At 32.9% G+C, this 21,990-nt stretch carries 19 protein-coding genes; 10 read left to right on the top strand and 9 right to left on the bottom strand.

Annotated elements, in window-relative coordinates; all coding sequences use genetic code 11:
- Positions 1 to 45: 45 nt before the first annotated feature.
- From radA to panC, 6 genes are all read right to left on the bottom strand, one after another.
- Entirely contained in the window at positions 46 to 1,404 is a 1,359-nt protein-coding gene (gene radA, locus ACRHNM_RS02830) for a DNA repair protein RadA (RefSeq protein ID WP_431133438.1), read from the bottom strand.
- A gap of 172 nt (positions 1,405 to 1,576) precedes the next feature.
- Positions 1,577 to 2,755, bottom strand: coding sequence for an alpha/beta hydrolase (locus ACRHNM_RS02825; RefSeq protein WP_431133436.1), 1,179 nt, complete (start codon positions 2,753 to 2,755; stop codon positions 1,577 to 1,579).
- An 87-nt stretch (positions 2,756 to 2,842) separates the two neighbouring features.
- Positions 2,843 to 3,979: an alpha/beta hydrolase gene (locus ACRHNM_RS02820; RefSeq protein WP_431133434.1), complete on the bottom strand. Its 1,137-nt coding sequence runs from the start codon at positions 3,977 to 3,979 to the stop codon at positions 2,843 to 2,845.
- A 36-nt stretch (positions 3,980 to 4,015) separates the two neighbouring features.
- Positions 4,016 to 4,969 carry a lysylphosphatidylglycerol synthase transmembrane domain-containing protein gene (locus ACRHNM_RS02815; RefSeq protein WP_431133432.1) on the bottom strand — a complete coding sequence of 318 codons (954 nt, stop codon included), beginning with the start codon at positions 4,967 to 4,969 and terminating at the stop codon, positions 4,016 to 4,018.
- A gap of 4 nt (positions 4,970 to 4,973) precedes the next feature.
- The gene (gene panD / locus ACRHNM_RS02810; RefSeq protein WP_091422334.1) at positions 4,974 to 5,324 is read right to left on the bottom strand and encodes an aspartate 1-decarboxylase; all 351 of its coding nucleotides are present in this window, start codon (positions 5,322 to 5,324) and stop codon (positions 4,974 to 4,976) included.
- 13 nt (positions 5,325 to 5,337) lie between these two features.
- Positions 5,338 to 6,189, bottom strand: a complete 852-nt coding sequence (gene panC / locus ACRHNM_RS02805; RefSeq protein ID WP_431133429.1) for a pantoate--beta-alanine ligase — start codon at positions 6,187 to 6,189, stop codon at positions 5,338 to 5,340.
- A gap of 109 nt (positions 6,190 to 6,298) precedes the next feature.
- Here panC and ACRHNM_RS02800 point away from each other — a divergent pair, with 109 nt between their 5' ends.
- The 7 genes from ACRHNM_RS02800 (at position 6,299) to ACRHNM_RS02770 (ending at position 17,301) form a co-directional block, all read left to right on the top strand.
- Entirely contained in the window at positions 6,299 to 7,108 is an 810-nt protein-coding gene (locus ACRHNM_RS02800) for a glycogen/starch synthase (RefSeq protein WP_431133427.1), read from the top strand.
- 12 nt (positions 7,109 to 7,120) lie between these two features.
- On the top strand, positions 7,121 to 8,761 hold the full coding sequence (locus ACRHNM_RS02795) for a DUF4270 domain-containing protein (protein ID WP_431133425.1): 1,641 nt from the start codon (positions 7,121 to 7,123) through the stop codon (positions 8,759 to 8,761).
- Between the two features lie 8 nt (positions 8,762 to 8,769).
- Positions 8,770 to 10,617, top strand: a complete 1,848-nt coding sequence (gene glmS, locus ACRHNM_RS02790; protein WP_431133423.1) for a glutamine--fructose-6-phosphate transaminase (isomerizing) — start codon at positions 8,770 to 8,772, stop codon at positions 10,615 to 10,617.
- Positions 10,618 to 10,778: 161 nt separating this feature from the next.
- Complete coding sequence (locus tag ACRHNM_RS02785) at positions 10,779 to 13,586, top strand: TonB-dependent receptor (protein WP_431133421.1); 2,808 nt, start codon at positions 10,779 to 10,781, stop codon at positions 13,584 to 13,586.
- Between the two features lie 23 nt (positions 13,587 to 13,609).
- Positions 13,610 to 15,286, top strand: a complete 1,677-nt coding sequence (locus ACRHNM_RS02780) for a G-D-S-L family lipolytic protein (protein WP_431133419.1) — start codon at positions 13,610 to 13,612, stop codon at positions 15,284 to 15,286.
- A 189-nt stretch (positions 15,287 to 15,475) separates the two neighbouring features.
- Positions 15,476 to 16,984, top strand: coding sequence for a F0F1 ATP synthase subunit beta (gene atpD, locus ACRHNM_RS02775; RefSeq protein WP_425076615.1), 1,509 nt, complete (start codon positions 15,476 to 15,478; stop codon positions 16,982 to 16,984).
- A 41-nt stretch (positions 16,985 to 17,025) separates the two neighbouring features.
- On the top strand, positions 17,026 to 17,301 hold the full coding sequence (locus ACRHNM_RS02770; protein WP_431133417.1) for a F0F1 ATP synthase subunit epsilon: 276 nt from the start codon (positions 17,026 to 17,028) through the stop codon (positions 17,299 to 17,301).
- Between the two features lie 90 nt (positions 17,302 to 17,391).
- Here the strand turns inward: ACRHNM_RS02770 and ACRHNM_RS02765 are convergent, their stop codons facing one another.
- The 3 genes from ACRHNM_RS02765 to ACRHNM_RS02755 are packed head-to-tail and all read right to left on the bottom strand — an operon-like array spanning position 17,392 to position 18,609.
- Entirely contained in the window at positions 17,392 to 17,601 is a 210-nt protein-coding gene (locus ACRHNM_RS02765; protein ID WP_425076613.1) for a helix-turn-helix domain-containing protein, read from the bottom strand.
- Positions 17,602 to 17,605: 4 nt separating this feature from the next.
- Entirely contained in the window at positions 17,606 to 18,085 is a 480-nt protein-coding gene (locus ACRHNM_RS02760; RefSeq protein ID WP_431133415.1) for a DUF2975 domain-containing protein, read from the bottom strand.
- Between the two features lie 2 nt (positions 18,086 to 18,087).
- Positions 18,088 to 18,609 carry a DUF2975 domain-containing protein gene (locus ACRHNM_RS02755; RefSeq protein WP_431133413.1) on the bottom strand — a complete coding sequence of 174 codons (522 nt, stop codon included), beginning with the start codon at positions 18,607 to 18,609 and terminating at the stop codon, positions 18,088 to 18,090.
- Between the two features lie 132 nt (positions 18,610 to 18,741).
- On the opposite strand from ACRHNM_RS02755, the gene ACRHNM_RS02750 reads away from it, so the two are divergent.
- The 3 genes from ACRHNM_RS02750 (at position 18,742) to bioA (ending at position 21,824) form a co-directional block, all read left to right on the top strand.
- The gene (locus ACRHNM_RS02750; protein WP_431133411.1) at positions 18,742 to 19,890 is read left to right on the top strand and encodes an aminotransferase class I/II-fold pyridoxal phosphate-dependent enzyme; all 1,149 of its coding nucleotides are present in this window, start codon (positions 18,742 to 18,744) and stop codon (positions 19,888 to 19,890) included.
- A 63-nt stretch (positions 19,891 to 19,953) separates the two neighbouring features.
- The gene (gene bioD / locus ACRHNM_RS02745) at positions 19,954 to 20,562 is read left to right on the top strand and encodes a dethiobiotin synthase (protein WP_431133409.1); all 609 of its coding nucleotides are present in this window, start codon (positions 19,954 to 19,956) and stop codon (positions 20,560 to 20,562) included.
- Complete coding sequence (gene bioA / locus ACRHNM_RS02740; protein WP_431133407.1) at positions 20,559 to 21,824, top strand: adenosylmethionine--8-amino-7-oxononanoate transaminase; 1,266 nt, start codon at positions 20,559 to 20,561, stop codon at positions 21,822 to 21,824. Before bioD ends, bioA begins: the two co-directional genes overlap by 4 nt.
- The last annotated feature ends 166 nt before the right edge of the window (positions 21,825 to 21,990 follow it).

The following is a 21,990-nucleotide window of genomic DNA, read 5'->3' as shown; positions in this document are numbered from 1 at the left end:
GAAATACTTAAATTAACGTTTATGTGCATTGAACTTTTGGTATTATCAAACCAAAAAATCTACCAAATCTTCAATCTTAGAAATGAGTTGAATTTTTATAACCGTATTTTTCAATGCAATTTTATTGTATTTTGAAACAAATATGGTCGAAAACCCTAATTTTTCAGCTTCAAGAATAAGTTGTTCAACACGTTGAACTGGTCTTATTTCGCCAGACAAACCAACTTCAGCAGCAAAACAAAAATCACTAGCTAATGATTCGTCTTCGTTTGATGAAAGAATAGCTGCAACTACTGCCAAATCTATAGCTGGATCATCAACTGTGATACCACCTGTAATATTTAAAAAAACATCTTTTGCACCTAACCTGAATCCTGCTCGTTTTTCTAAAACTGCTAACAACATATTTAATCGTTTAGCATTAAATCCTGTTGCACTTCGTTGTGGTGTTCCGTAAACTGCTGTACTTACTAAAGCCTGTACTTCAATTAATAGTGGTCGCATCCCTTCAAGGGTTGCAGCAACAGCATTACCAGATAATTCTTCATCTTTTTGAGAAATTAAAATTTCTGAAGGGTTAGAAACTTCTCTTAGTCCTGAGCCTTGCATTTCATAAATACCTAATTCGTTTGTAGACCCAAACCGGTTTTTATTAGCACGAAGAATTCTAAATACATGATTACGATCACCTTCAAATTGCAAAACGGTATCCACCATATGCTCCAAAATCTTGGGTCCAGCAATATGGCCATCTTTAGTGATATGTCCAATTAAAATGACTGGTGTTGCTGTTTCTTTTGCAAATTTGATAAGTTCGGTTGTACATTCTTTAATTTGAGAAATGCTTCCACTCGAAGAATCAATATAATCGCTGTGTAATGTTTGAATTGAATCTATAATAACAACATCAGGCTGAAGTTCAGTGATTTGTTTAAAAATATGTTGTGTTTTAGTTTCTGTTAATATATAGCAATTGTTTGTATTCGGATTAATCCGTTCGGCACGCATTTTAATTTGTTGCTGACTTTCTTCTCCTGAAACATATAAGGTTTTATAAGGTAATTTTAAAGATATTTGAAGCAGCAACGTGCTTTTTCCTATACCAGGTTCTCCTCCCAGAAGGGTTAGAGATCCTGGAACTAAGCCTCCACCAAGCACACGATTAAATTCTAGATCTAAAGTATCTAATCTTGCTTCCTTTGAGGCATCAATCTCATTAATTTTTAAGGGTTTAGAAACACGTTTAGAGGCTGAAGAAGGTGTCTTCCAATCGCTTTTTTCAGGCTTTTGAATGACCTCTTCTGTAATTGTATTCCATTCTTTACAAGCCGTACATTGCCCTTGCCATTTTGAATATTGAGACCCGCAATTTTGACAGAAAAAGGTTGTTTTTAGTTTAGCCATCGATACAATTTTGACAGCTAAATTAAGATATTTTTAATTGATATCTTTAAACCATGTTATGATAGATATCATATTTATGGCAGCCAATTTTGTAGACAGATTTGTAAAAATAAAAGTCTTAGCTTTAAGGTATAACCACTCGAATATATAATCTGTTGAATATATGTTAAATTTAGTTTTCTTCATCATCATCCTTTTCATTATCGTCAATAGCCAGATCTTGTAAGTTCTTTAGTTTCGATTTGATATACTCTTTATCAATTATAGTAGTTTCTCCAAGTGTTAAAGCCGATTCATAAAATTTAGTAGCTTTTTTATTCTTTCCCGATTTTTCTGCATGAAGCGCTAAATAATAGGTTCCCAGTGAGGAATTTGGGTCTTGTTTATTAGCAAGTTTACCAATTTTTTGTAACGATTCTAAATCATCTCGTTCTTCAGCAATGGCAACAATTTTTGCAAATTCTTCTTCTGTTATAGGCTTGCTAATTCCAAAATACTTTTCAATTCGCTCATATCTATCTACAATATAATCATCTAAAGTACCATCATAAGTCAATACTTTTTCATTAATTTCCTTTTCATCTAAAGGTTTAAAAATTTCAAAAATCTTGTCTAAAGCTTTTGATAATGCTCCCGTAACAAGTGTATAGTGACTATCTCCTTGTAGTTCGTCATAATAAAATGTAAGCTTTTGTGTATCTAAAGTTTTTAAAACAGTACTCGTTTCTGTTATGTTATTTTTTAAGCTTGGTACATCTTTGTCACTTGTTGCTACGTAATAAAAAACTTCATTTCTTAAATGACTCAAACGTGTTATAAGATTGTTGGACATTGTTCCTTTATAATCTGGGCTAATATTGATATAAGCTTGAAAAACAGGAACATCTGTAAATAAATAAGAATTTATAAAATTAGCCATTGTGTTATGACCTACTGCAACTCTAAACGGACTTGTATTGTAATTGTCATCTATATAAGGTAGTAGTTCGTTTTGTACAAAGTCATAAAAGCGTTTACCAGATTCAAACGGCATACCAGTAAGTTCATCAAAATAACCATCGTAAAAGCGTTCTTTTCCCTGAACAATACCAACTATTATTGACTCAGGCATTTCTTTAAAATAGGTTTGAAAATGTACTTGACCTAGTACAGGTTCGAATAAATAATCACCATCAAATACAATGATAACTGGGTGCTTTATTAAAGATTCAGGATCATAATTATTAGGTAATTTAATTTTTATATCTCTCGTTGTATTGAGAAATCGAGAGGGTAACTCTTTATAGATTGTCTGAGAAAAAAGTGAAGCACTAAAGAGTACAACACATGAAACAAGTAGGTATTTTTTCATCGTTTAGTAGGGATTTGGAGGAGTAAATATAATAATCCAAACGATAAAACACATATTTATTCGACGAAATACATTAATTTTTAAGAATTAATCCTGAAGGTCATAAATTTTATCAAGTAACATATCTTTAGTAATGTAATCTGATTCTTCAAGCATAAGTCCTGATTGATAACTGTTTAAAGCTCTTTTTAAATTACCATCTTCTTCATAATACATTCCTTGATAGTAAGCACTAATCATAGAATCTGGATATAGCTGTCTTGCCAGTTTTGAAAGTTCTTTTAAAGATTCTACATCATTTTTTTTCTTTGAAGCAGCAGCTATAGCTCTAAAGTCATTTTCAACAACTTTCTTTTTAAAGCCATAAAACAGCTCAATGTCTTCATATTTTTTCATTAAATAATCAAAAGGACTCCCTTCGTATTCTAGAACTTTTTCAGTGTATTCTTTTTTAGTTATTGGTTTGTAAAATGAAAAAATTTGATTTAAAGCCTTAGGAATGCCTAACCCAACTAAAGAATAATGATTAGCATCCTGAAAATCATCAAACCTGTAATGAAAAAACTCATTATTAATACCTTTTAAAGTATTGTCTAAAGCTAAAATATCAGTTTTTAATCGCTTTACATCATCATCTGCAGTTGCTAAGTAATAAAATGTATTCATTTCTAAAGAAGGTGCTCTTTGTCCCATTAAAGCTGGTATTTCTGGAGCCAGTTCTGGACTAAGCAGTACATAAGCTCTAAATAAAGGTTTATCCTTAAAAATATAATAATTGATAAAATTGGCACTCATATCATGTCCAATTGCGATTCTAAAATCTGAAACCATGTAATTATCTTCTATGTAAGGAATAAGCTCCATACCCAAAAACTCAAAGAAATTAGCTCCTTCATCAAAGGGGAAACCTGTTTCTTCAGCATAAAAGAAATCATTTTTTCTTGTTGCACTTTGATTAACTCCAACGACAATACAATTTGGAATATCTTCCCAATATGATTGATAATCAGTATTACCAACAACTGGTTCAAAAAGATAATCACCATCTAAAACAATAACTAAAGGATATAATGTTTCATCTTCTGCATCATAATTTCTAGGCAATTGAATTTTAATATCTCTCGTTTGTCCCAGTTTTGACGACTCAAAAGGTTCATAAATTACTTGAGCTGTTAGTGAATGTGAGAAAAGTAAAACTAGTGTGAGTAAAGTAAAATGCTTCATCATGGTTGTTATGTTATCGTAATGCAAGGTAAAAAATTATTCCTTTCTATTATATATAGGTAAGTAAATTAGCGATAAACCACCAAGCACAATAATCATTAACGTTTGTGATGACCACATGATCCACCCAAAAGCAATACTGGGTTCTTTAGCGATGGCAAATATTGAAAATGCTGCATAAACAGCAACAGGATAAGAACCAATACCTCCATTTGTAGCAGCAATACTAAAGCTGGCAGATATAAAACCTATTAAAATTGCAGCAAAAGGTAAGGCTGAAGTTTCTTCAATGGATAACGATGTTACGTAGAACATTAAAACATACATTGTCCATATAAACAGCGTATGAAAAATGAATGCCCATTTATGTTTCATTTTAAATATAGTCAGTATGCCTTCAACCAGTCCATTCACGAATGACCTTAGTTTTATAGCAATTTTACTTTGACTTCTTTTGATAAAGACTAAAAACAATGCTGTTAACACTAATAGTACAATTATGCCAAAAATTATTTTTTTAGGTTCAAATCGTTCGGTGAAAAATTGGTAAATAAAATCAAACTCTAAAAATAAGGTAACAGATACGATGCCTAACATGACAAGCATATCTGCAATACGTTCGGCTACTATTGTTCCGAATCCTTTTTCAAAAGGAACACCTTCATAATTGGTTAATATTGTTGCTCTGGTAATTTCTCCAGCTCTAGGAATGGTGTAATTAACTAAATAAGTTGCAAAAACAGCCATAATGCTGTTGGGTAATCTTAAAGTATAACCTAAGGGTTCAATCATAAACTTCCAACGATATGCTCTTGAAAGATGACTTAACAATCCGAAAAACAGACCTAAAATAATATAGAAATAGTCTGCATTTTTAAAATAGGCGATTAACTCTTCAACAGAAATTTTAGACAAAGAATACCATACCAGCAGCACTCCTAATAATAAAGGGAGCACTATTTTTAGGAACTTGATTGTCTTTTTATTCAAACGTTTACTTTAAAAGATTAGTAGCTTCATCAGGAAAGACTAGTGATGGTTTAAAAACTTTGGCGTCTTCAATATTCATAAACGCATAGGTTATTAAAATAAGTGTATCTCCAACAGCTACTTTACGAGCTGCTGCTCCATTTAATGTGATTTCACCACTATTTCGCGGACCTGGAATACAATAAGTTTCTAAACGTTCACCATTATCGTTGTTTACGATTTGAACTTTTTCACCCTGAATAATATTGGCTGCTTCCATTAAATCTTCATCGATAGTGATACTACCAATATAATTTAGGTCTGCACCTGTAACTTTTACTCTGTGAATTTTAGATTTTACTACTTGAATTTGCATGCGGCAAAGATAATTAATTTAATGCGATATTATCTATTAGTCTAATATCATCTGCATATACAGCAATAAAAGCTCTATATGTTTTCTTGTTAGATTTTCGTTTTACAGTTTTAAGGGTATCTACATCTGCTATAATGAAATATTCCAATTCTAATAACTCATGTTTCGCAAATTCTTTTTTAACCCATTCTGTAATTTTATTAGCACTTTTTGTGCCAAAATTTTGTTTGACAGTCTTTAAGGTTTTGTAGATAAAAGGAGCTGCCTTTCTATATTGCGGCTTGAGTCTTGTATTACGAGAACTCATTGCCAAGCCATCACTTGCTCTGTGTATTTTACAACCAACAACATTAACTGGGATGTGATGTTTTTCAACAAGTTTTTTTATAATCATTAACTGCTGAAAGTCTTTTTCTCCAAAATATGCGTTGTCAGGTCTAACAATTTCAAAGAGCCTTTTAACAATTGTTCCTACACCATCAAAATGACCAGTTCTGAATTTTCCCTCCATTTCATGTTCCAATCCGTCGTAAGAAAAAGAGGTAGAAGAGATATCATTTCCATATATATCCGCTACAGTTGGTGCATATACAATAATGTGATCTTCAGAAATGTTCTTAAGTAACACGACATCTTTTTCTAAAGTTCTTGGATATTTTACCAAATCCTCTTTATTATCAAACTGTGTTGGGTTTACAAAAACGCTTACTATAACCACATCATTATTTTCTAAACCTTTTAAAACTAATGATGCATGTCCTTGATGCAATGCTCCCATAGTTGGTACAAAGCCAAGTGTTTTCTTTTCAGACTTTAGATGATCAATATGAGCAGTTAAGTCGGTTTTATTTTTAAAAATCTGCATACAATAACAAAAGTTTAACAGCGTGCAAACTTAATATTTTACTAGCAATCTGCATAAATTTTTGTAATTTTGCATGTTTTTTATTTTTAATTCCAAAAACGACAGATTTATGAAAGATAAGCGAATATTGTATGTGTCATCTGAGGTTGTGCCATATTTACCAGAAACAGAAATTTCTTCAATGTCATTTGAAGCCCCAAAAATGGTAAACAAACAAGGAGGACAAATACGAATATTTATGCCTCGCTACGGGAATATAAATGAAAGAAGACACCAATTACATGAAGTCATCCGATTATCCGGTATAAATTTAGTAATCAACGACTTAGATATGCCATTAATTATTAAAGTCGCTTCAATTCCTAAAGAGAGAATTCAGGTGTACTTTATTGATAATGAAGAATATTTTAAACGAAAAGCTACGCTTACAGATGAAGACGGAAACCTTTTTCCGGACAATGATGAACGTGCCATATTTTTTGCCAAAGGTGTTATTGAAACTGTAAAAAAATTAAACTGGTCACCAGATATTATTCATGTTAATGGCTGGCTAGCTTCGTTATTACCTTTATATCTAAAAGAATTTTATAAAGATGAGCCTTTATTTACTGAAAGTAAAATTGTGACCTCAATATACAATCAAAGCTTTGAAGGCACGTTAGATAAAGACATGGTTAACAAAGTCAAATTTGACAATATAGATGAGGCGAGTATTAAACCACTAAACACGCCTAATTATAGTAATCTTATGAAAATCGCAATAGATCATTCAGACGCTCTAATAAAAGGCTCTAGTGATTTGCCAAAAGATGTTGAAGACCATTTAAATGCTTGTGAAAAACCTGTTTTGGATTATTTTCCAATTGAAGAATTCGCAGAACCTTACACAGAATTTTACAATACTAAAGTACTAAATTAGTTAAAAAAATACATGAAAAACAAAACAATTGCCTTAAGAAACTTAGCTATTCTTACACTATTAACAACTGTTTTTATTGCTTGTGATAAAGATTTTGCAACTATTGAATCTGACATAGTAAATAGTAATAATGCTACAAATTTTGATGCTTTATCAAGAGATTTTGATGTTATTGCTTACACAAAAGCGCTGCCTCCAGTTCAAACCAGCACCTTACCTATTAACTTGTTAGGTGTATATAACGATCCTGTTTACGGGCAAACAACTGGCAATATAGTTACACAATTAAGACCTGCGTTTCTAGATCCTGACTTTGGTGAAAATGTTATTTTAGACTCTGTAGTGATTAGTATTCCTTATTTTAGTACAGCAATAGAAGCCACTTCAGATGGTGGAACACTTTATGAGTTAGATTCTGTTTTTGGAAATTCTCCAATGAAGCTTTCAATTTACGAGAGCAATTATTTTTTGAGAGATTTTGATCCAACTTCAAGTATTAATGAGCCTCAAGTCTATTATTCTAATCAATCAACAGGAACAAGTCCAATTGGCGATGCACAACTAGAAGGGACACTTTTATATCAGGATGACGATTTTATTCCAAAAGCAACCCAAATAGAATTAGAAGATGAAGACGGTAATATTACAGATCGACTAGCTCCAGCTTTGCGCATATCATTTAATTCAGACGAAACCGAAGATGACGCAGCAATGGCGTATTGGGAGAATAAAATTATTGCTAAATCTGGTCAGCCTGAACTTAGTAATGTCAATAATTTTAACGATTATTTTAGAGGTGTCTACTTTAAAACTGAGGCCATAAATGATTTAGGAACTATGTCACTATTAAATCTAGCAAGTAGCAATGCAAACATTACTTTGTATTTCAGAAGTGACAATTCTTTTAATCCTGAATTAGATCCAATAGAAACTACCTATGTCTTAAATTTCACTGGTAACCGAGCAAACTTTTTATCTAATGACTTTATATTTCCTGATGCAGATGAAAATCTAGGCGATGAAAAATTATTTCTCAAAGGTGGTGAAGGTTCAATTGCTGTCGTAAAGTTATTTGATGGAGAAGATATAGATGATGATATTCTCTTCAACAGCTTTGAGTATTTCAAGAATGAATTTGTTGAAATGGATGAAGATGGAAAATTTATTAAAAGTAAAAAGTTAGTTAATGAAGCTAACCTTGTATTTTATGTTGACCAATCTAGTGTTGTTGGCCTTGAAGAACCAGAACGTATTTTTTTATACGACATGAATAACAACCTTCCTATAATCGATTACTTTTTTGATATTGCTAATACTTTTTCTCCATTAAATTCAAGAATAGACCACTTAGGTCGATTAGAGCGCGACGACAATGGTAATGGCGTTAAGTATAAGATAAAAATCACAGAACATATTAATAACTTATTGATAAGAGATTCAACAAATGTTGACCTTGGCCTCGTTGTTTCGGGCAATATTAATTTAGAAAATAATTCTCGACAACTTGATGTATTAAGCCCAGATAATTCCATCGATAACGTTCCTGTGAGTTCAATAATTACTCAAAGAGGAACAGTTCTTTTCGGAAATAACACATTGGACGAAGAAAAAAAATTATATTTGGAAATATTTTTTACTGAACCAAATAATTAGAAGTTAGTATGTGTGGAATTGTTGGATACATTGGTCATCGTGAAGCTTACCCTATTATTCTAAAAGGTCTTAAGCGATTAGAGTATAGAGGTTATGATAGTGCAGGAATTGCATTATTTGATGGTAATGATATTAAGTTATCTAAAACCAAAGGTAAAGTTGCTGATCTTGAAGATAAACTTGAAAAAGAAATATCTACCAGCGGCACTTTAGGAATTGGCCACACACGTTGGGCTACTCATGGTGTTCCTAATGATGTTAATTCACATCCTCATTATTCAAACTCAGGTAACCTTGTCATAATTCACAATGGAATTATTGAAAATTATGAGTCTTTGAAAAAAGAATTGATAAAAAGAGGGTACACTTTCAAATCTGATACAGACACCGAAGTTTTAGTCAATCTTATTGAAGATGTCAAGAAAAACGAAAACACCAAACTAGGAAAAGCTGTTCAAATTGCTTTAAATCAGGTTATAGGAGCGTATGCAATTGCTGTTTTTGACAAGAACAAACCTAATGAAATCGTAGTAGCAAGACTTGGCAGCCCTCTAGCCATTGGAATAGGTGATGATGAGTTCTTTATTGCCAGTGACGCATCCCCTTTTATAGAATATACAAAGAACGCCATCTATCTCGAAGATGAAGAAATGGCTGTTGTAAGACGAAACAAAGGAGTTAAGGTCAGAAAAATTAAAGATGATTCTCTGGTAGATCCATACGTTCAGGAACTTCAGCTTAATCTGGAGCAAATTGAAAAAGGAGGTTATGATCATTTTATGCTCAAAGAAATTTATGAGCAGCCAAGTGCTATTCTAGATACCTTCAGAGGACGTATGCTACCTAATGAAGGTATTATAAAAATGGCTGGTGTAGAAGATAATATGAAAACCTTCTTGAATGCCAACAGAATTATCGTAGTAGCCTGTGGAACATCCTGGCATGCTGGTTTGGTTTCCGAATATATTTTTGAAGATTTAGCCAGAATTCCGGTTGAAGTAGAATACGCTTCAGAATTTAGATACAGAAATCCTGTTATCACAGATAAAGATGTTGTAATTGCCATTTCTCAATCTGGAGAAACGGCAGACACTTTAGCTGCAATAAAACTAGCAAAATCTAGAGGTGCATTTGTATTTGGAGTTTGTAATGTTGTTGGATCGTCTATAGCTAGAGAAACAGATGCAGGAGCTTATACACATGCTGGCCCAGAAATTGGCGTTGCTTCAACTAAAGCTTTTACCACTCAAATAACTGTACTAACACTAATTGCACTGCGTTTAGCGAGAGCAAAAGGAACGATTTCTAGTTCTGAATTTAGACAACACATGATTGAATTAGAATTAATTCCGGAAAAAGTAAAAAAATCATTAGAGTCTGATGCTTATGTAAAAACAGTGGCAGAAATCTATAAAGATGCGAGTAACTTTTTATACTTAGGAAGAGGTTACAACTTCCCAGTTGCTTTAGAAGGCGCTTTAAAACTGAAAGAGATCTCTTATATTCATGCCGAAGGTTATCCTGCAGCCGAAATGAAACACGGCCCAATTGCCTTAATTGATGAAAACATGCCAATTGTTGTTATTGCAACAAAAAAAGGACATTACGAAAAAGTTGTTAGTAATATTCAAGAAATAAAATCTCGTAAAGGTAAAATTATTGGTATCGTAACTGAAGGCGATAAACAAGTAAGAGAACTAGCAGATCATGTTATTGAAGTTCCTGAAACTATAGAATCTCTAACACCTCTTTTAACAACTATACCATTACAGCTATTATCATACCATATTGCCTTAATGCTAGGCAAAAATGTTGATCAGCCTAGAAATCTAGCAAAAGCTGTAACTGTTGAATAGCATTTTACCTTATTTTATCATTTTCTATTTTATGAATTTAACAATTTGAGCAGGTGCTTTTTGTTAAAAACTATTATGCATGCATACTTTTTTAAGAATTATTCACTACATTATGATATAATTATTTATATTGCTATACTAAATTTAACTAATTCCCTAAAATGAAGACACTTTTCAAAACTATGATGCTGTTTTGTTGCGCCTTTTCTTTTGCACAAACGACAGTAAAAGGTAAAATCACCGACAATAATGGTCAACCCTTACCAGGAGCTAACATTATTGTTACTGGAACAACCACAGGTACGATTTCAGATTATGATGGTAACTATACCTTAACCATCGAACAAGATCCTCCATTTACAATTCAAATTAGTAGTGTTGGATTTGAAACTGTTAATCAAGAAGTTACTACAAACCCTCAAACTATTGACGTAACGTTAGTAGAAGGTACAGAATTAGACGAAGTTGTTATTTCTGCTTCAAGAACTCCAGAACGTATTTTCGAATCACCTGTAACAGTTGAACGTTTTGGTTTAAAAGAAATTAAAAACACAGCCTCTGCAGATTATTATGGAGGATTAGAGAACTTAAAAGGTGTAGATATAAACACCAATAGTTTAACCTTTAAATCCATTAATACTCGTGGGTTTGCAACCTTTGCCAATACAAGGTTTGTACAGCTAGTAGATGGTATGGACAACTCTGCTCCTTTACTTAATTTCCCTATGGGTAACTTATTAGGGTTTGTAGAGACTGATGCTCAGAGTGTAGAACTTTTACCTGGTGCATCTTCGGCACTTTATGGTGCAAATGCCTTCAACGGTATATTATTTATGCGTAGTAAAAACCCTTTTGATCACCAAGGTATTAGAGGTTATTTTAAACAAGGGATAACTTCCCAAGATGCAGCTGGAGATAATGACTACACAGATTTTGGTATAAGTATGGCTCATAAATTCAACGATAAATTTGCAGCAAAAGTAAATTTTGGATACACAAAAGGTACAGACTGGTATGCCACTAATTATGATGACAAAGACATGCCTGGAGGCACACGTGAATCTAACATAAATTATGATGGTGTTAATGTGTATGGTGATAATGTAACAACAAACATAAGAGATGTGGCATTAACCCTGGAAGGCTTAGGTTTAGCTCCTGCTGGTGCTGCTGCTTTAGTTCCTGATGTTAATGTTAGTAGAACAGGATACAAAGAAGAGGAATTAACCGATTACAATGCGGAAAGTATTAAAGCAGATTGGGGTTTATATTTCAGACCTTGGGAAAATGATTTTGAAATCCAATACGTTGGTAAAGTAGCTTCTGGTTCTACTATCTATCAAGGTGCGCAACGCTATAGAATCGATAATTTTTCACTACAACAACATAAGTTAGAAATAAAAAATGATGACTTTTTTATACGAGGTTATGTCAATTCTGATAAAGCCGGTGACACTTATGTATTGGATGTAGCTGGTCCTAATTTATTACAAGCATGGAAAGCTCATGATGTATGGTTTGGAGAATATGTTGCAGAATACATTGGACAAACACTTGGTGGTGCTACAAATACACAAGCACATGATGCTGCAAGAATTGCTGCTGAACAAGGAAGACCAGAATTAGGGTCAGATGAATTTAATAGATTATATGAACAAGTAACATCAGATACCGATTTCTTAACTGGTTCTGCTTTAAAGGATAATTCTAAAATCTATCACGGAGACGCTAATTACAACTTTAGAGACAAAATTAAATTTGCCGAGATTCAAGTAGGTGGATCTTATAGAACATACAGGCTAAATTCCTTTGGAACTATTTATGCAGATGCAAATGGACCTATTACTTATTCTGAATTAGGATTGTACACGCAATTACAACGCTCAATTGAACTAAATGAAAGTTTAGAATTAAAGTTAACTGGCTCTTTACGCTATGATAAATCAGAATTGTTCGATGCATTTTTCTCACCAAGAATATCTGCAGGTTTAACAGTAAATGAAAACCATAACTTTAGAGCTTCTTTTCAAACTGGTTTTAGAAACCCAGATACACAATCATTGTATATTGGTTTACGAACTGCCTTAGGTACACTCGTTGGTGGTGCTGAAGATATAGGAGACCTTTATGAAAGAGATTATGCTGTAAACAATCCTGCACAACCAGCTGTCCTTCCGCAAAATGGATCCGCAGCATATACAAACTCTTTCTTTAAAAATTCAGTAGATAATTTTGCTGCGAGTTCGGATCCAAATGCTTTGGAGGTAGGAAATTCTAACTACGTTAAGCCTGAGCAAGTCAGTTCATTCGAAGTAGGTTATAGAGGAAAAATTAAAAAATTCATTATTGATGCCTCAGCTTACTATAGCTCTTATAAAGATTTCTTAGCTAATGAAACTGTTGTTGCCCCTTTATACGGAAATGTAGACCCTAATGGTGATGGTTTAATAGATTTAACAGACCCACAAACTCAACTTGCTGTAGACGCATTACTAAATAAAGATGTTGTTGGCTATCAAACTTATACCAACTCAGAAGAAAAAGTAAATTCTTATGGAGCAGCAGTACAGGTTTCTACTAAAGTTTTAGGTGACTTTGATTTAAGTGCTAACTACACCTATGCAAAAATGGATTTCGACATAAAGAGCAATCCTGATTTCAGAACTAATTTCAATACTCCTGAGCATAAAGTTAAAGCATCATTTGGAAATACTGAACTTTTCAAAAATTTTGGATTTAACCTTGCTTGGAGATGGAGTGATAATTATTATTGGGAATCCTCATTTGGTGATGGAGAAATTCCTGCTTTTCACGTAGTTGATGCACAAATCAACTATAGAATCCCAAGTTTGAAGTCATCAATAAAAGTTGGAGGAACGAACTTGTTACAAGATGAATACTTTACCGCTTTCGGTACAGGTTATATTGGTTCTCAATACTATATCTCTTGGACTATCAATAATTTATAATAATGGAAAAGAAATTATTTAAAATGAAAACATTAAAATATATAGCGCTATCAATACTTACATTTGGTATGGTAGCTTGCGAAAATGAACTCGTAGAAGATTTTAGAGACCTTAATGCCAACGATGATGTTGTCTTAGAAGAATTAACTGTTGGTGATTTAGATTTTTCAAATTATGTAGCCATTGGCGCATCATTTACAGCGGGTTATACTGATGGTGGTTTGTTTATTGCTACTCAAGAAAACTCGTTCCCTAATTTATTGGCCAAACAATTTGAAAAAGTAGGTGGTGGAAGCTTTACACAACCGTTAATGAATGATAATTTCGGAGGACTTATTCTCGGTGGCAATCCAGTAATTAGCCCTATAACAGGAGATAGACTTTTTACAGAAAGACTCGTTTTTGGTGGTGCTGGTCCAGTACCATTACAAGCTGTAAATCCATCTGCAATGTCAACTACTGACTTTGCTTTAAATAATCCAACAGGTCCTTTTAATAATTTAGGAATACCTGGTGCAAAAAGTTTTCATTTAATAGCTTCAGGTTATGGTAATATTTCAAATTTTCCAGCTGCAGCCAATCCATATGCTATTAGAGTAACAGGAAATAATCAAAATGCTTCAATTTTAGAATTAGCAATGGCTCAAAACCCAACATTTTTCACTTTATCTGAAGTAGGTGGAAATGACGTTTTAGGTTATGCTACTTCTGGTGGAGAAAGTGATATAGATGCTCCTAATTATGATCCAATTACAGACTCTGCTACTTTTGATTTTGCTTTTAATAACTTAATTACTGCTTTAACTTCAAATGGAGCTAAAGGTGTGGTAACTACTGTACCTGATATTACTAGCTTATCTCATTTTACAACTGTACCTTATAACCCTATTACTCCTGATGCTTTAGGAGATCAAATATCTTTGTTAAATCAAGTCTATGGAGCTATAAATCAAATATATATTGGAGCTGGAGAACCAGAAAGAGCAATTGTTTTTTCATCAACAGAAGCTAGTCCAGTAGTAATAATTGATGAAGACGCAACTGATTTAACATTAGCAATCACTACGACTTTAGGTAGTAGTCCAACTTTTGTTCCATTTGTACAGTCTTTAGGTTTACCTGCTGCTGCTGCACCACTAGTAGCTCAATTATTAGGACAACAATATGGTAAAGCAAGATCTGCTACAGAAAATGATTTATTTGTGTTACCAAGCAGTTCTATTATTGGCGAAGTAAATGCTGAGCATGTTGTAAGTTTAATTACAGAAAGTGGAGGTCTTTTACCTCAAACCCTTGCAGGAACATTTGCTGTTGAAGGTATAACATTACCATTAGAGGATAAATGGGTGTTAACTCCAGAAGAACAACAAGAAATAGCAAATGCAACTGCAGCTTACAATACAACAATTATAGATGTGGCAGATGCTAATCCTAATGTTGCTGTAGCTGATTTAAGAGCTGTTTTAGAACAAGCAGCTATATCTGGTTATACGTATGATGAATTTGTAATGAATACCGATTTAGTTTTTGGCGGACTAGTAAGTTTAGATGGTATTCACCTAACCTCAAGAGGTTATGGATTAATGGCTCGTGAATTCTTAGCTGCAATTGATGCTGCTTTTGGTTCTAATTTTATAGCATCAGGCTCAACTCCTGTTGCTGCTGATTTACCTACAAACTATTCTGCTACGCTTCAATAAGATAACATAAAAATTAGTTTAAAAACACCTTCTTTTTGAAGGTGTTTTTTTATGATGAAAAAAGAAAAAAAATACATTAATTTTTAAATTAAAGCTATATCTTTGCAGCGCGAAAAAGGAATGCTTTTATCACATAAAGTAAATCTCATTTTTCACTATTGAAATATCTAAACATTAAACACATAAGTAATGTCAAAAGTTACAGGTAAAGTTGCACAAATAGTTGGTCCAGTTATCGATGTAGAATTCGGAGCTGGTACTGAACTTCCAAAAATTTATGATTCGTTAGAAATTAACAACCAAGATGGTTCTAAATTAGTATTAGAAGTACAATCTCACATTGGTGAAGATACTGTACGTACTATTGCAATGGATTCTTCTGATGGTTTAAGTAGAGGAACTGAAGTTGTTGCAACTGGTGCTCCTATACAAATGCCAATTGGTGAAGATGTTTACGGACGCCTTTTTAATGTAATTGGAGACGCTATTGATGGTATTGGTGATTTACCTAAAGCTGGTGATAACGGCCTTCCAATTCACAGACAAGCTCCTAAGTTTGAAGATTTGTCTACTTCTACTGAAGTTTTATTTACTGGTATTAAAGTAATCGATTTGATTGAACCTTATGCCAAAGGTGGTAAAATTGGTTTATTTGGTGGTGCTGGTGTTGGTAAAACAGTACTGATTCAAGAGTTAATTAACAATATCGCAAAAGGTCATGGTGGACTTTCAGTTTTTGCTGGTGTTGGAGAACGTACTCGTGAAGGAAACGATTTACTTCGTGAAATGTTAGAGTCTGGTATTATTAAATATGGTGATGACTTTATGCACTCTATGGAAGAAGGCGGATGGGATTTATCTAAAGTTGATAAAACGGCTATGAAAGATTCTAAAGCAACTTTCGTATTCGGACAAATGAATGAACCTCCTGGAGCTCGTGCTCGTGTGGCACTTTCAGGATTAACTATAGCAGAATATTTCCGTGACGGAGCTGGTGACGGACAAGGAAAAGATGTACTTTTCTTCGTTGATAACATCTTCCGTTTTACACAAGCTGGTTCTGAGGTATCTGCATTATTAGGTCGTATGCCTTCTGCAGTAGGTTACCAACCAACATTAGCAACCGAAATGGGAGCGATGCAAGAACGTATTACGTCAACTAAAAGAGGTTCTATTACATCTGTTCAAGCGGTGTATGTACCTGCAGATGATTTAACCGATCCTGCTCCTGCTACAACCTTTGCTCACTTAGATGCTACAACAGTATTATCTCGTAAAATCGCTGAGCTTGGGATTTATCCTGCGGTAGATCCATTAGATTCTACGTCACGTATTTTAACTGCCGATATTTTAGGTGCTGAGCACTATGATTGTGCACAACGTGTAAAAGAGTTATTACAACGTTACAAAGAATTACAAGATATTATTGCCATCTTAGGTATGGAAGAATTATCTGAAGAAGATAAAATGGCTGTAGGTAGAGCAAGACGTGTGCAACGTTTCTTATCTCAACCGTTCCACGTTGCTGAGCAATTTACTGGTATTCCTGGAGTATTAGTTGATATTAAAGAAACTATCAAAGGGTTTAATATGATTATGGATGGTGAATTAGATCACTTACCAGAAGCAGCATTCAACCTTAAAGGAACAATCGAAGAAGCTATTGAAGCTGGAGAAAAAATGCTTACTGAAGCGTAAACAGCTTAAAGCTTAAAGCTTAAAGCATAAAGCAATAAACTATGTATTTAGAAATTGTATCACCTGAAGCTACATTATTTAGTGGAGAAGTAACAAGTGTTGCTGTTCCTGGTTTGATGGGCGAGTTTGAAATGCTCAACAATCACGCTCCTATTGTATCGATTTTAAAAGAAGGTAATGTTAAAATTAATGGTAACATCACTTTAGAAGAAGATGTTGAAGCTAAATTTAACAAAACTGACAAAGGTTTCTGGTTGCCTATTAATTCTGGTACTATTGAAATGAAAGATAATAAAGTTATTGTACTTGCTGATTAAGTAGACTTTATATTTAAATAATTAAAAACGCCAAACAGATAAATTGTTTGGCGTTTTTTGTTTTCTATCTTATACAATCTAATCAATCAACTATTCGTCTTTTAAATACTCTAGTATATCTGCAGGTTGACAATCTAACGCCTTGCAAATAGCTTCCAACGTTGAGAACCTAATGGCTTTAGCTTTTCCTGTTTTTAATATCGAAAGGTTTGCGGTTGTAATACCAACAATTTCAGCCAATTCATTGCTCTTCATTTTTCGTTTGGCCAACATCACATCAAGATTAACTACTATAGACATAATTTTATATTGTTAACTCGTTTTCTTGTCTTAATAAACTTCCATTTTGTAAAATATCTGCTACGATATACAAACTAAATCCAATAACCATCAATAAAAAATCTCGTCCTATCTCTGCTAGTAATGTAATTTCTTGAGAACTGTAAAATAACGTCATGCTAAAAATTAGACTTAAAAACCCTGAAAGTAAAAGTAACTTACCAGCAGTTTTAAATTTGATTGAACTTTTAAAATTAAATATGTCTTCTTTAATAATGACACTTAAACCATTTTTTATAAACAATAAACCTATAAATGTTATAATTGAAAATATTAAACCAACAAATTGTGTATAATATCCGAAAATAAAATTCTTATAAAAATCACTATCAGATGGTTGGAGAAAATTTGTAAAAAAAGTAATATAAACGTTCCCAATAAAATGTACAATGTATATTACAATCAGAAGAATTATAAAGACATTCAAAAATTTAATTTTTTTCATAATTATATAGTTAATTCATTTTCAGACTGAATTTCGGTAGCACGTTTAAATAAAGTAGCAATAACAAAAACAACACCTGCCATAAATATATAAGCCGAAGTCTCTATGCTTATTTGAGTAAAAAACACTTTAAACCTCAACCATGTTACATATGAATTTGCAAAAATTCCAATCAAACCTATACTCAATGCTATGTAACTAATTTTAAAGATTAAATTCACTATTACAGAATTAAAAGGCTTATCAAAATTGATAATTTTAAAAATTGAAATAAGCAGATAAAAAACATAAGCTTTTAAACTGGCAATTATTACAAGTAACATTACTAAAAGTGTATAATGAGTTGTACTAAACTCAAATAAACTTGAAAGATCGATTCCTAGATATAGATTTTCAGTGACATTCTTATTTCCAAAAAGGCTTAAGATAGACACAAAAAATATTGATCCTGCTTTAATACAATACCCAATAAATACAATCCATGAAACCACATTCATTGTATAAAAAATTCGTTTTGCTTTCATATTTTTATCGTTTAACAATAACAAATATACAATAATTATCGTAAAACAATAATTATTTATCAAATATTAATAATATATTAAAGATTACATATCTCGTTTTGAATACTTATATAGTGTTCCTATCTTTGATTAATGCTACCAAAAAACCTTCAAAACAAACTAGATAAACGCGCACAAGAAAATGCATTCCGACAGTTAGGAACCTTAAATCATTTGATAGATTTTTCTTCTAATGATTATTTAGGATTTTCTAAATCTGAAGCAATTTTTAAAGAAACACATTTATACGTAACAGAGCATAAACTACTAGAAAACGGATCGACTGGCTCTCGTTTACTTACTGGCAATCATAAACTTTATAACATTGTAGAACAGCAAATAAGTGCTTTTCACAGCTCTGAAACAGCATTAATATTTAATTCTGGTTATAATGCCAACTTAGGCTTTTTCTCTTCTGTGCCGCAACGCAATGATATCATTTTATATGATGAATTATGCCACGCTTCAATTCGTGATGGAATCAAAATGAGCAATGCTAAAGCCTACAAGTTTAATCATAATGATTTAGAGGATTTAGAATGTCACCTCGAGCGCAGTCGAGAGGTCTTAGCAAAAGAATCTAACATATACATCGTTACAGAATCTGTATTCTCTATGGATGGCGATTCTCCAGATTTAAAAGCATTATCTAAGCTTGCAAAAAAACATAACGATCTTCTTATTATTGACGAAGCGCATGCCATTGGTGTTTTTTGTAACTGTGGAAAAGGATTAATTTCTAAACTTAATTTAGAAGCTTCAGTTTTTACCAGAATTATAACCTTTGGTAAAGCCTTGGGAACTCATGGAGCAGCTATTTTATGTCATCAAGATCTAAAAGAATATCTAGTTAATTTCTCAAGACCATTTATCTATACAACTGCACTTCCGCCTCACAATTTAGCAACTATTCAATCTGCATACAATGCACTTAATACTCAAGAATTTCAACTAAAAAAACTTCGTCACAACATTACATTTTTTAAAACCGAAATAGCGCGACTCAAACTTCAACATCATTTTATTGAAAGTAATTCGGCTATACATTGCTGTGTGGTTTCAGGAAACAAGAAAGCCAAACACATTGCTCAAGAGCTTCAACATAACGGATTTGATGTAAAAGCCATTCTGTCTCCAACGGTTCCTAAAGGAAAAGAGCGTTTGCGTTTCTGTATCCATTCATTTAATACCGAAAAAGAAATCTCGGAAGTCTTACACTTACTTACTACCTTTGCTCTATAAATTGAAGCGTAAAAAATAACACGTTTTCAATGTGACAACTTTTAAAGACAATAATCATTTTAAATGAATACATATTTCATTACAGGAATAGGAACTGATGTAGGAAAAACTATAGCTTCAGCTATAATCACCGAAGCTCTTGAAGCCGATTACTGGAAACCAATTCAAGCAGGCGATTTACAACATTGCGACACAAAAAAAGTACAGCAATTAATTTCAAATAAAGTTTCAAAATTTCACAGCAACAGCTTTGCATTACAAACACCAATGAGTCCTCATGCTGCTGCAGATATTGATGGTATTTCTATTGAACCCAAGCACATAAAACCTCCCAAAACAAAAAATCATTTAGTAATTGAAGGTGCTGGTGGATTATTGGTTCCCATAAATCATAAACACACTATTTTAGACCTTATCAAACCAACTTATAAAATTATTGTGGTTTCACGACATTATTTAGGTAGTATAAATCATACACTATTAACCTTAAATCTGTTGCAAGAGAAAGGATTTGACACCTCAGTAATTTTTAGTGGCAATGAACACAAAACCACTGAAGATATCATAAAACAAATGACTAAGGTTAAAATCATTGGCAGAATCGAAGAAGAACCTTATTTCGATAAAAATGTGGTGAAAGACTATGCTGAAAAATTTAAAAGCTACCTATGAAATTAAACGAACGTGACAAACAACACATTTGGCATCCACTTACGCAACATAAATTACATCCTGAAACCATTGCTATTACCAAAGCTAAAGGTTGTCTTCTAACCGACGAAGATGGTAATGAATATATCGATGCTATTGCCTCTTGGTATACCTGTATGTATGGACATTGCAATTCATACATCACCAAAAAAGTTTCTGAGCAAATGCAAAAACTAGATCAAGTTGTGTTTAGTGGTTTTACCCATGAACCTGCTGTAAAACTTTCAGAAGCTTTAATAGAGATACTTCCTAACAATCAAGAAAAACTCTTTTTTAGTGATAATGGCTCCACATCTGTAGAGATTGGAATTAAAATGGCACTACAATACCATTTTAATCGTGGCGAAAAACGCAACACGTTAATAGCATTCGAAAATGGTTTTCATGGTGATACGTTTGGAGCCATGAGTGTTTCCGGACTTTCAGTTTATAATGGTCCTTTTAAGGATTTTTCTTTAGACGTTATCCGAATACCAACTCCTAATGGTGATAATCATGATGCTATCTTAAATGGTTTAAAAACCTTAACATCAAAACATAATATTGCAGGTTTTGTTTACGAACCTTTGGTTCAAGGTGCTGCTGCTATGAAAATGCACAATGCTAATGGTTTAAATTCCATTTTAGACTTCTGTAAAACCAATAACATCATCACTATTGCTGATGAAGTGATGACTGGCTTTGGTAAAACAGGACGTTATTTTGCTTCAGATTATATAGAGACAAAGCCAGATATCATTTGTCTAAGTAAAGCGCTTACTGGAGGTTTACTACCAATGGCAATTACAAGTTGCACACAAGAAATTTACGATGCGTTTTACAGTGACGATATGAGTAAAGGCTTATTTCATGGTCACACCTACTCTGCAAATCCTTTGGCTTGCACAGCAGCTTTAGCTAGCATAGAGTTATTAACATCTAATAACATTCAAAACAACATAAAACGTATTATTGCTTCGCATCAGCAGTTTGCAACTCATATACAGCAACATCAAAAAGTAGCATCAGTGCGTCAAACGGGAATTATTTTCGCTTTAGATTTAAACATTAAAATGGAACGTTATGGCAACTTACGCGATAAACTCTTTAGCTTTTTTATGAACAATGGCGTATTTTTAAGACCATTAGGCAATACCATTTATATTCAAGCACCTTATGTGATTTCAGAAGTACAGCTCCAAAAAATATATCAAGTGATTGAAGCTGCTTTAAAAGAGATTTAGGGCGTTCCCACAAGTGGTCAGGCTATCCGCTATATCTTTTCAATTTTTAAAAAAATTAAAAAGGATGCCGCTTCTATCCTTAACGCATAAGTATTACTTTTGCTTAATGAATATCAATCTGAATTAGGCCTGATTCACCGCACAAAAATGATGAGATGCTGAATTT

The organism is Psychroserpens mesophilus, from assembly GCF_050617655.1.
In the GTDB taxonomy this organism is placed as follows: domain Bacteria; phylum Bacteroidota; class Bacteroidia; order Flavobacteriales; family Flavobacteriaceae; genus Psychroserpens; species Psychroserpens mesophilus_A.
Note: the sequence above shows the minus strand (reverse complement) of the source record. Positions and strands in the feature narration are given on the sequence as shown.

Excerpts from the sequence above, each read along its gene's own strand:
- radA (WP_431133438.1), bottom strand. The coding sequence starts at position 1,404 with ATGGCTAAACTAAAAACAACCTTTTTCTGTCAAAATTGCGGGTCTCAA.
- ACRHNM_RS02825 (WP_431133436.1), bottom strand. The coding sequence starts at position 2,755 with ATGAAAAAATACCTACTTGTTTCATGTGTTGTACTCTTTAGTGCTTCA.
- ACRHNM_RS02820 (WP_431133434.1), bottom strand. The coding sequence starts at position 3,979 with ATGAAGCATTTTACTTTACTCACACTAGTTTTACTTTTCTCACATTCA.
- panD (WP_091422334.1), bottom strand. The coding sequence starts at position 5,324 with ATGCAAATTCAAGTAGTAAAATCTAAAATTCACAGAGTAAAAGTTACA.
- panC (WP_431133429.1), bottom strand. The coding sequence starts at position 6,189 with ATGCAGATTTTTAAAAATAAAACCGACTTAACTGCTCATATTGATCAT.
- ACRHNM_RS02800 (WP_431133427.1), top strand. The coding sequence starts at position 6,299 with ATGAAAGATAAGCGAATATTGTATGTGTCATCTGAGGTTGTGCCATAT.
- ACRHNM_RS02795 (WP_431133425.1), top strand. The coding sequence starts at position 7,121 with ATGAAAAACAAAACAATTGCCTTAAGAAACTTAGCTATTCTTACACTA.
- glmS (WP_431133423.1), top strand. The coding sequence starts at position 8,770 with ATGTGTGGAATTGTTGGATACATTGGTCATCGTGAAGCTTACCCTATT.
- ACRHNM_RS02785 (WP_431133421.1), top strand. The coding sequence starts at position 10,779 with ATGAAGACACTTTTCAAAACTATGATGCTGTTTTGTTGCGCCTTTTCT.
- ACRHNM_RS02780 (WP_431133419.1), top strand. The coding sequence starts at position 13,610 with ATGAAAACATTAAAATATATAGCGCTATCAATACTTACATTTGGTATG.
- atpD (WP_425076615.1), top strand. The coding sequence starts at position 15,476 with ATGTCAAAAGTTACAGGTAAAGTTGCACAAATAGTTGGTCCAGTTATC.
- ACRHNM_RS02770 (WP_431133417.1), top strand. The coding sequence starts at position 17,026 with ATGTATTTAGAAATTGTATCACCTGAAGCTACATTATTTAGTGGAGAA.
- ACRHNM_RS02765 (WP_425076613.1), bottom strand. The coding sequence starts at position 17,601 with ATGTCTATAGTAGTTAATCTTGATGTGATGTTGGCCAAACGAAAAATG.
- ACRHNM_RS02760 (WP_431133415.1), bottom strand. The coding sequence starts at position 18,085 with ATGAAAAAAATTAAATTTTTGAATGTCTTTATAATTCTTCTGATTGTA.
- ACRHNM_RS02755 (WP_431133413.1), bottom strand. The coding sequence starts at position 18,609 with ATGAAAGCAAAACGAATTTTTTATACAATGAATGTGGTTTCATGGATT.
- ACRHNM_RS02750 (WP_431133411.1), top strand. The coding sequence starts at position 18,742 with ATGCTACCAAAAAACCTTCAAAACAAACTAGATAAACGCGCACAAGAA.
- bioD (WP_431133409.1), top strand. The coding sequence starts at position 19,954 with ATGAATACATATTTCATTACAGGAATAGGAACTGATGTAGGAAAAACT.
- bioA (WP_431133407.1), top strand. The coding sequence starts at position 20,559 with ATGAAATTAAACGAACGTGACAAACAACACATTTGGCATCCACTTACG.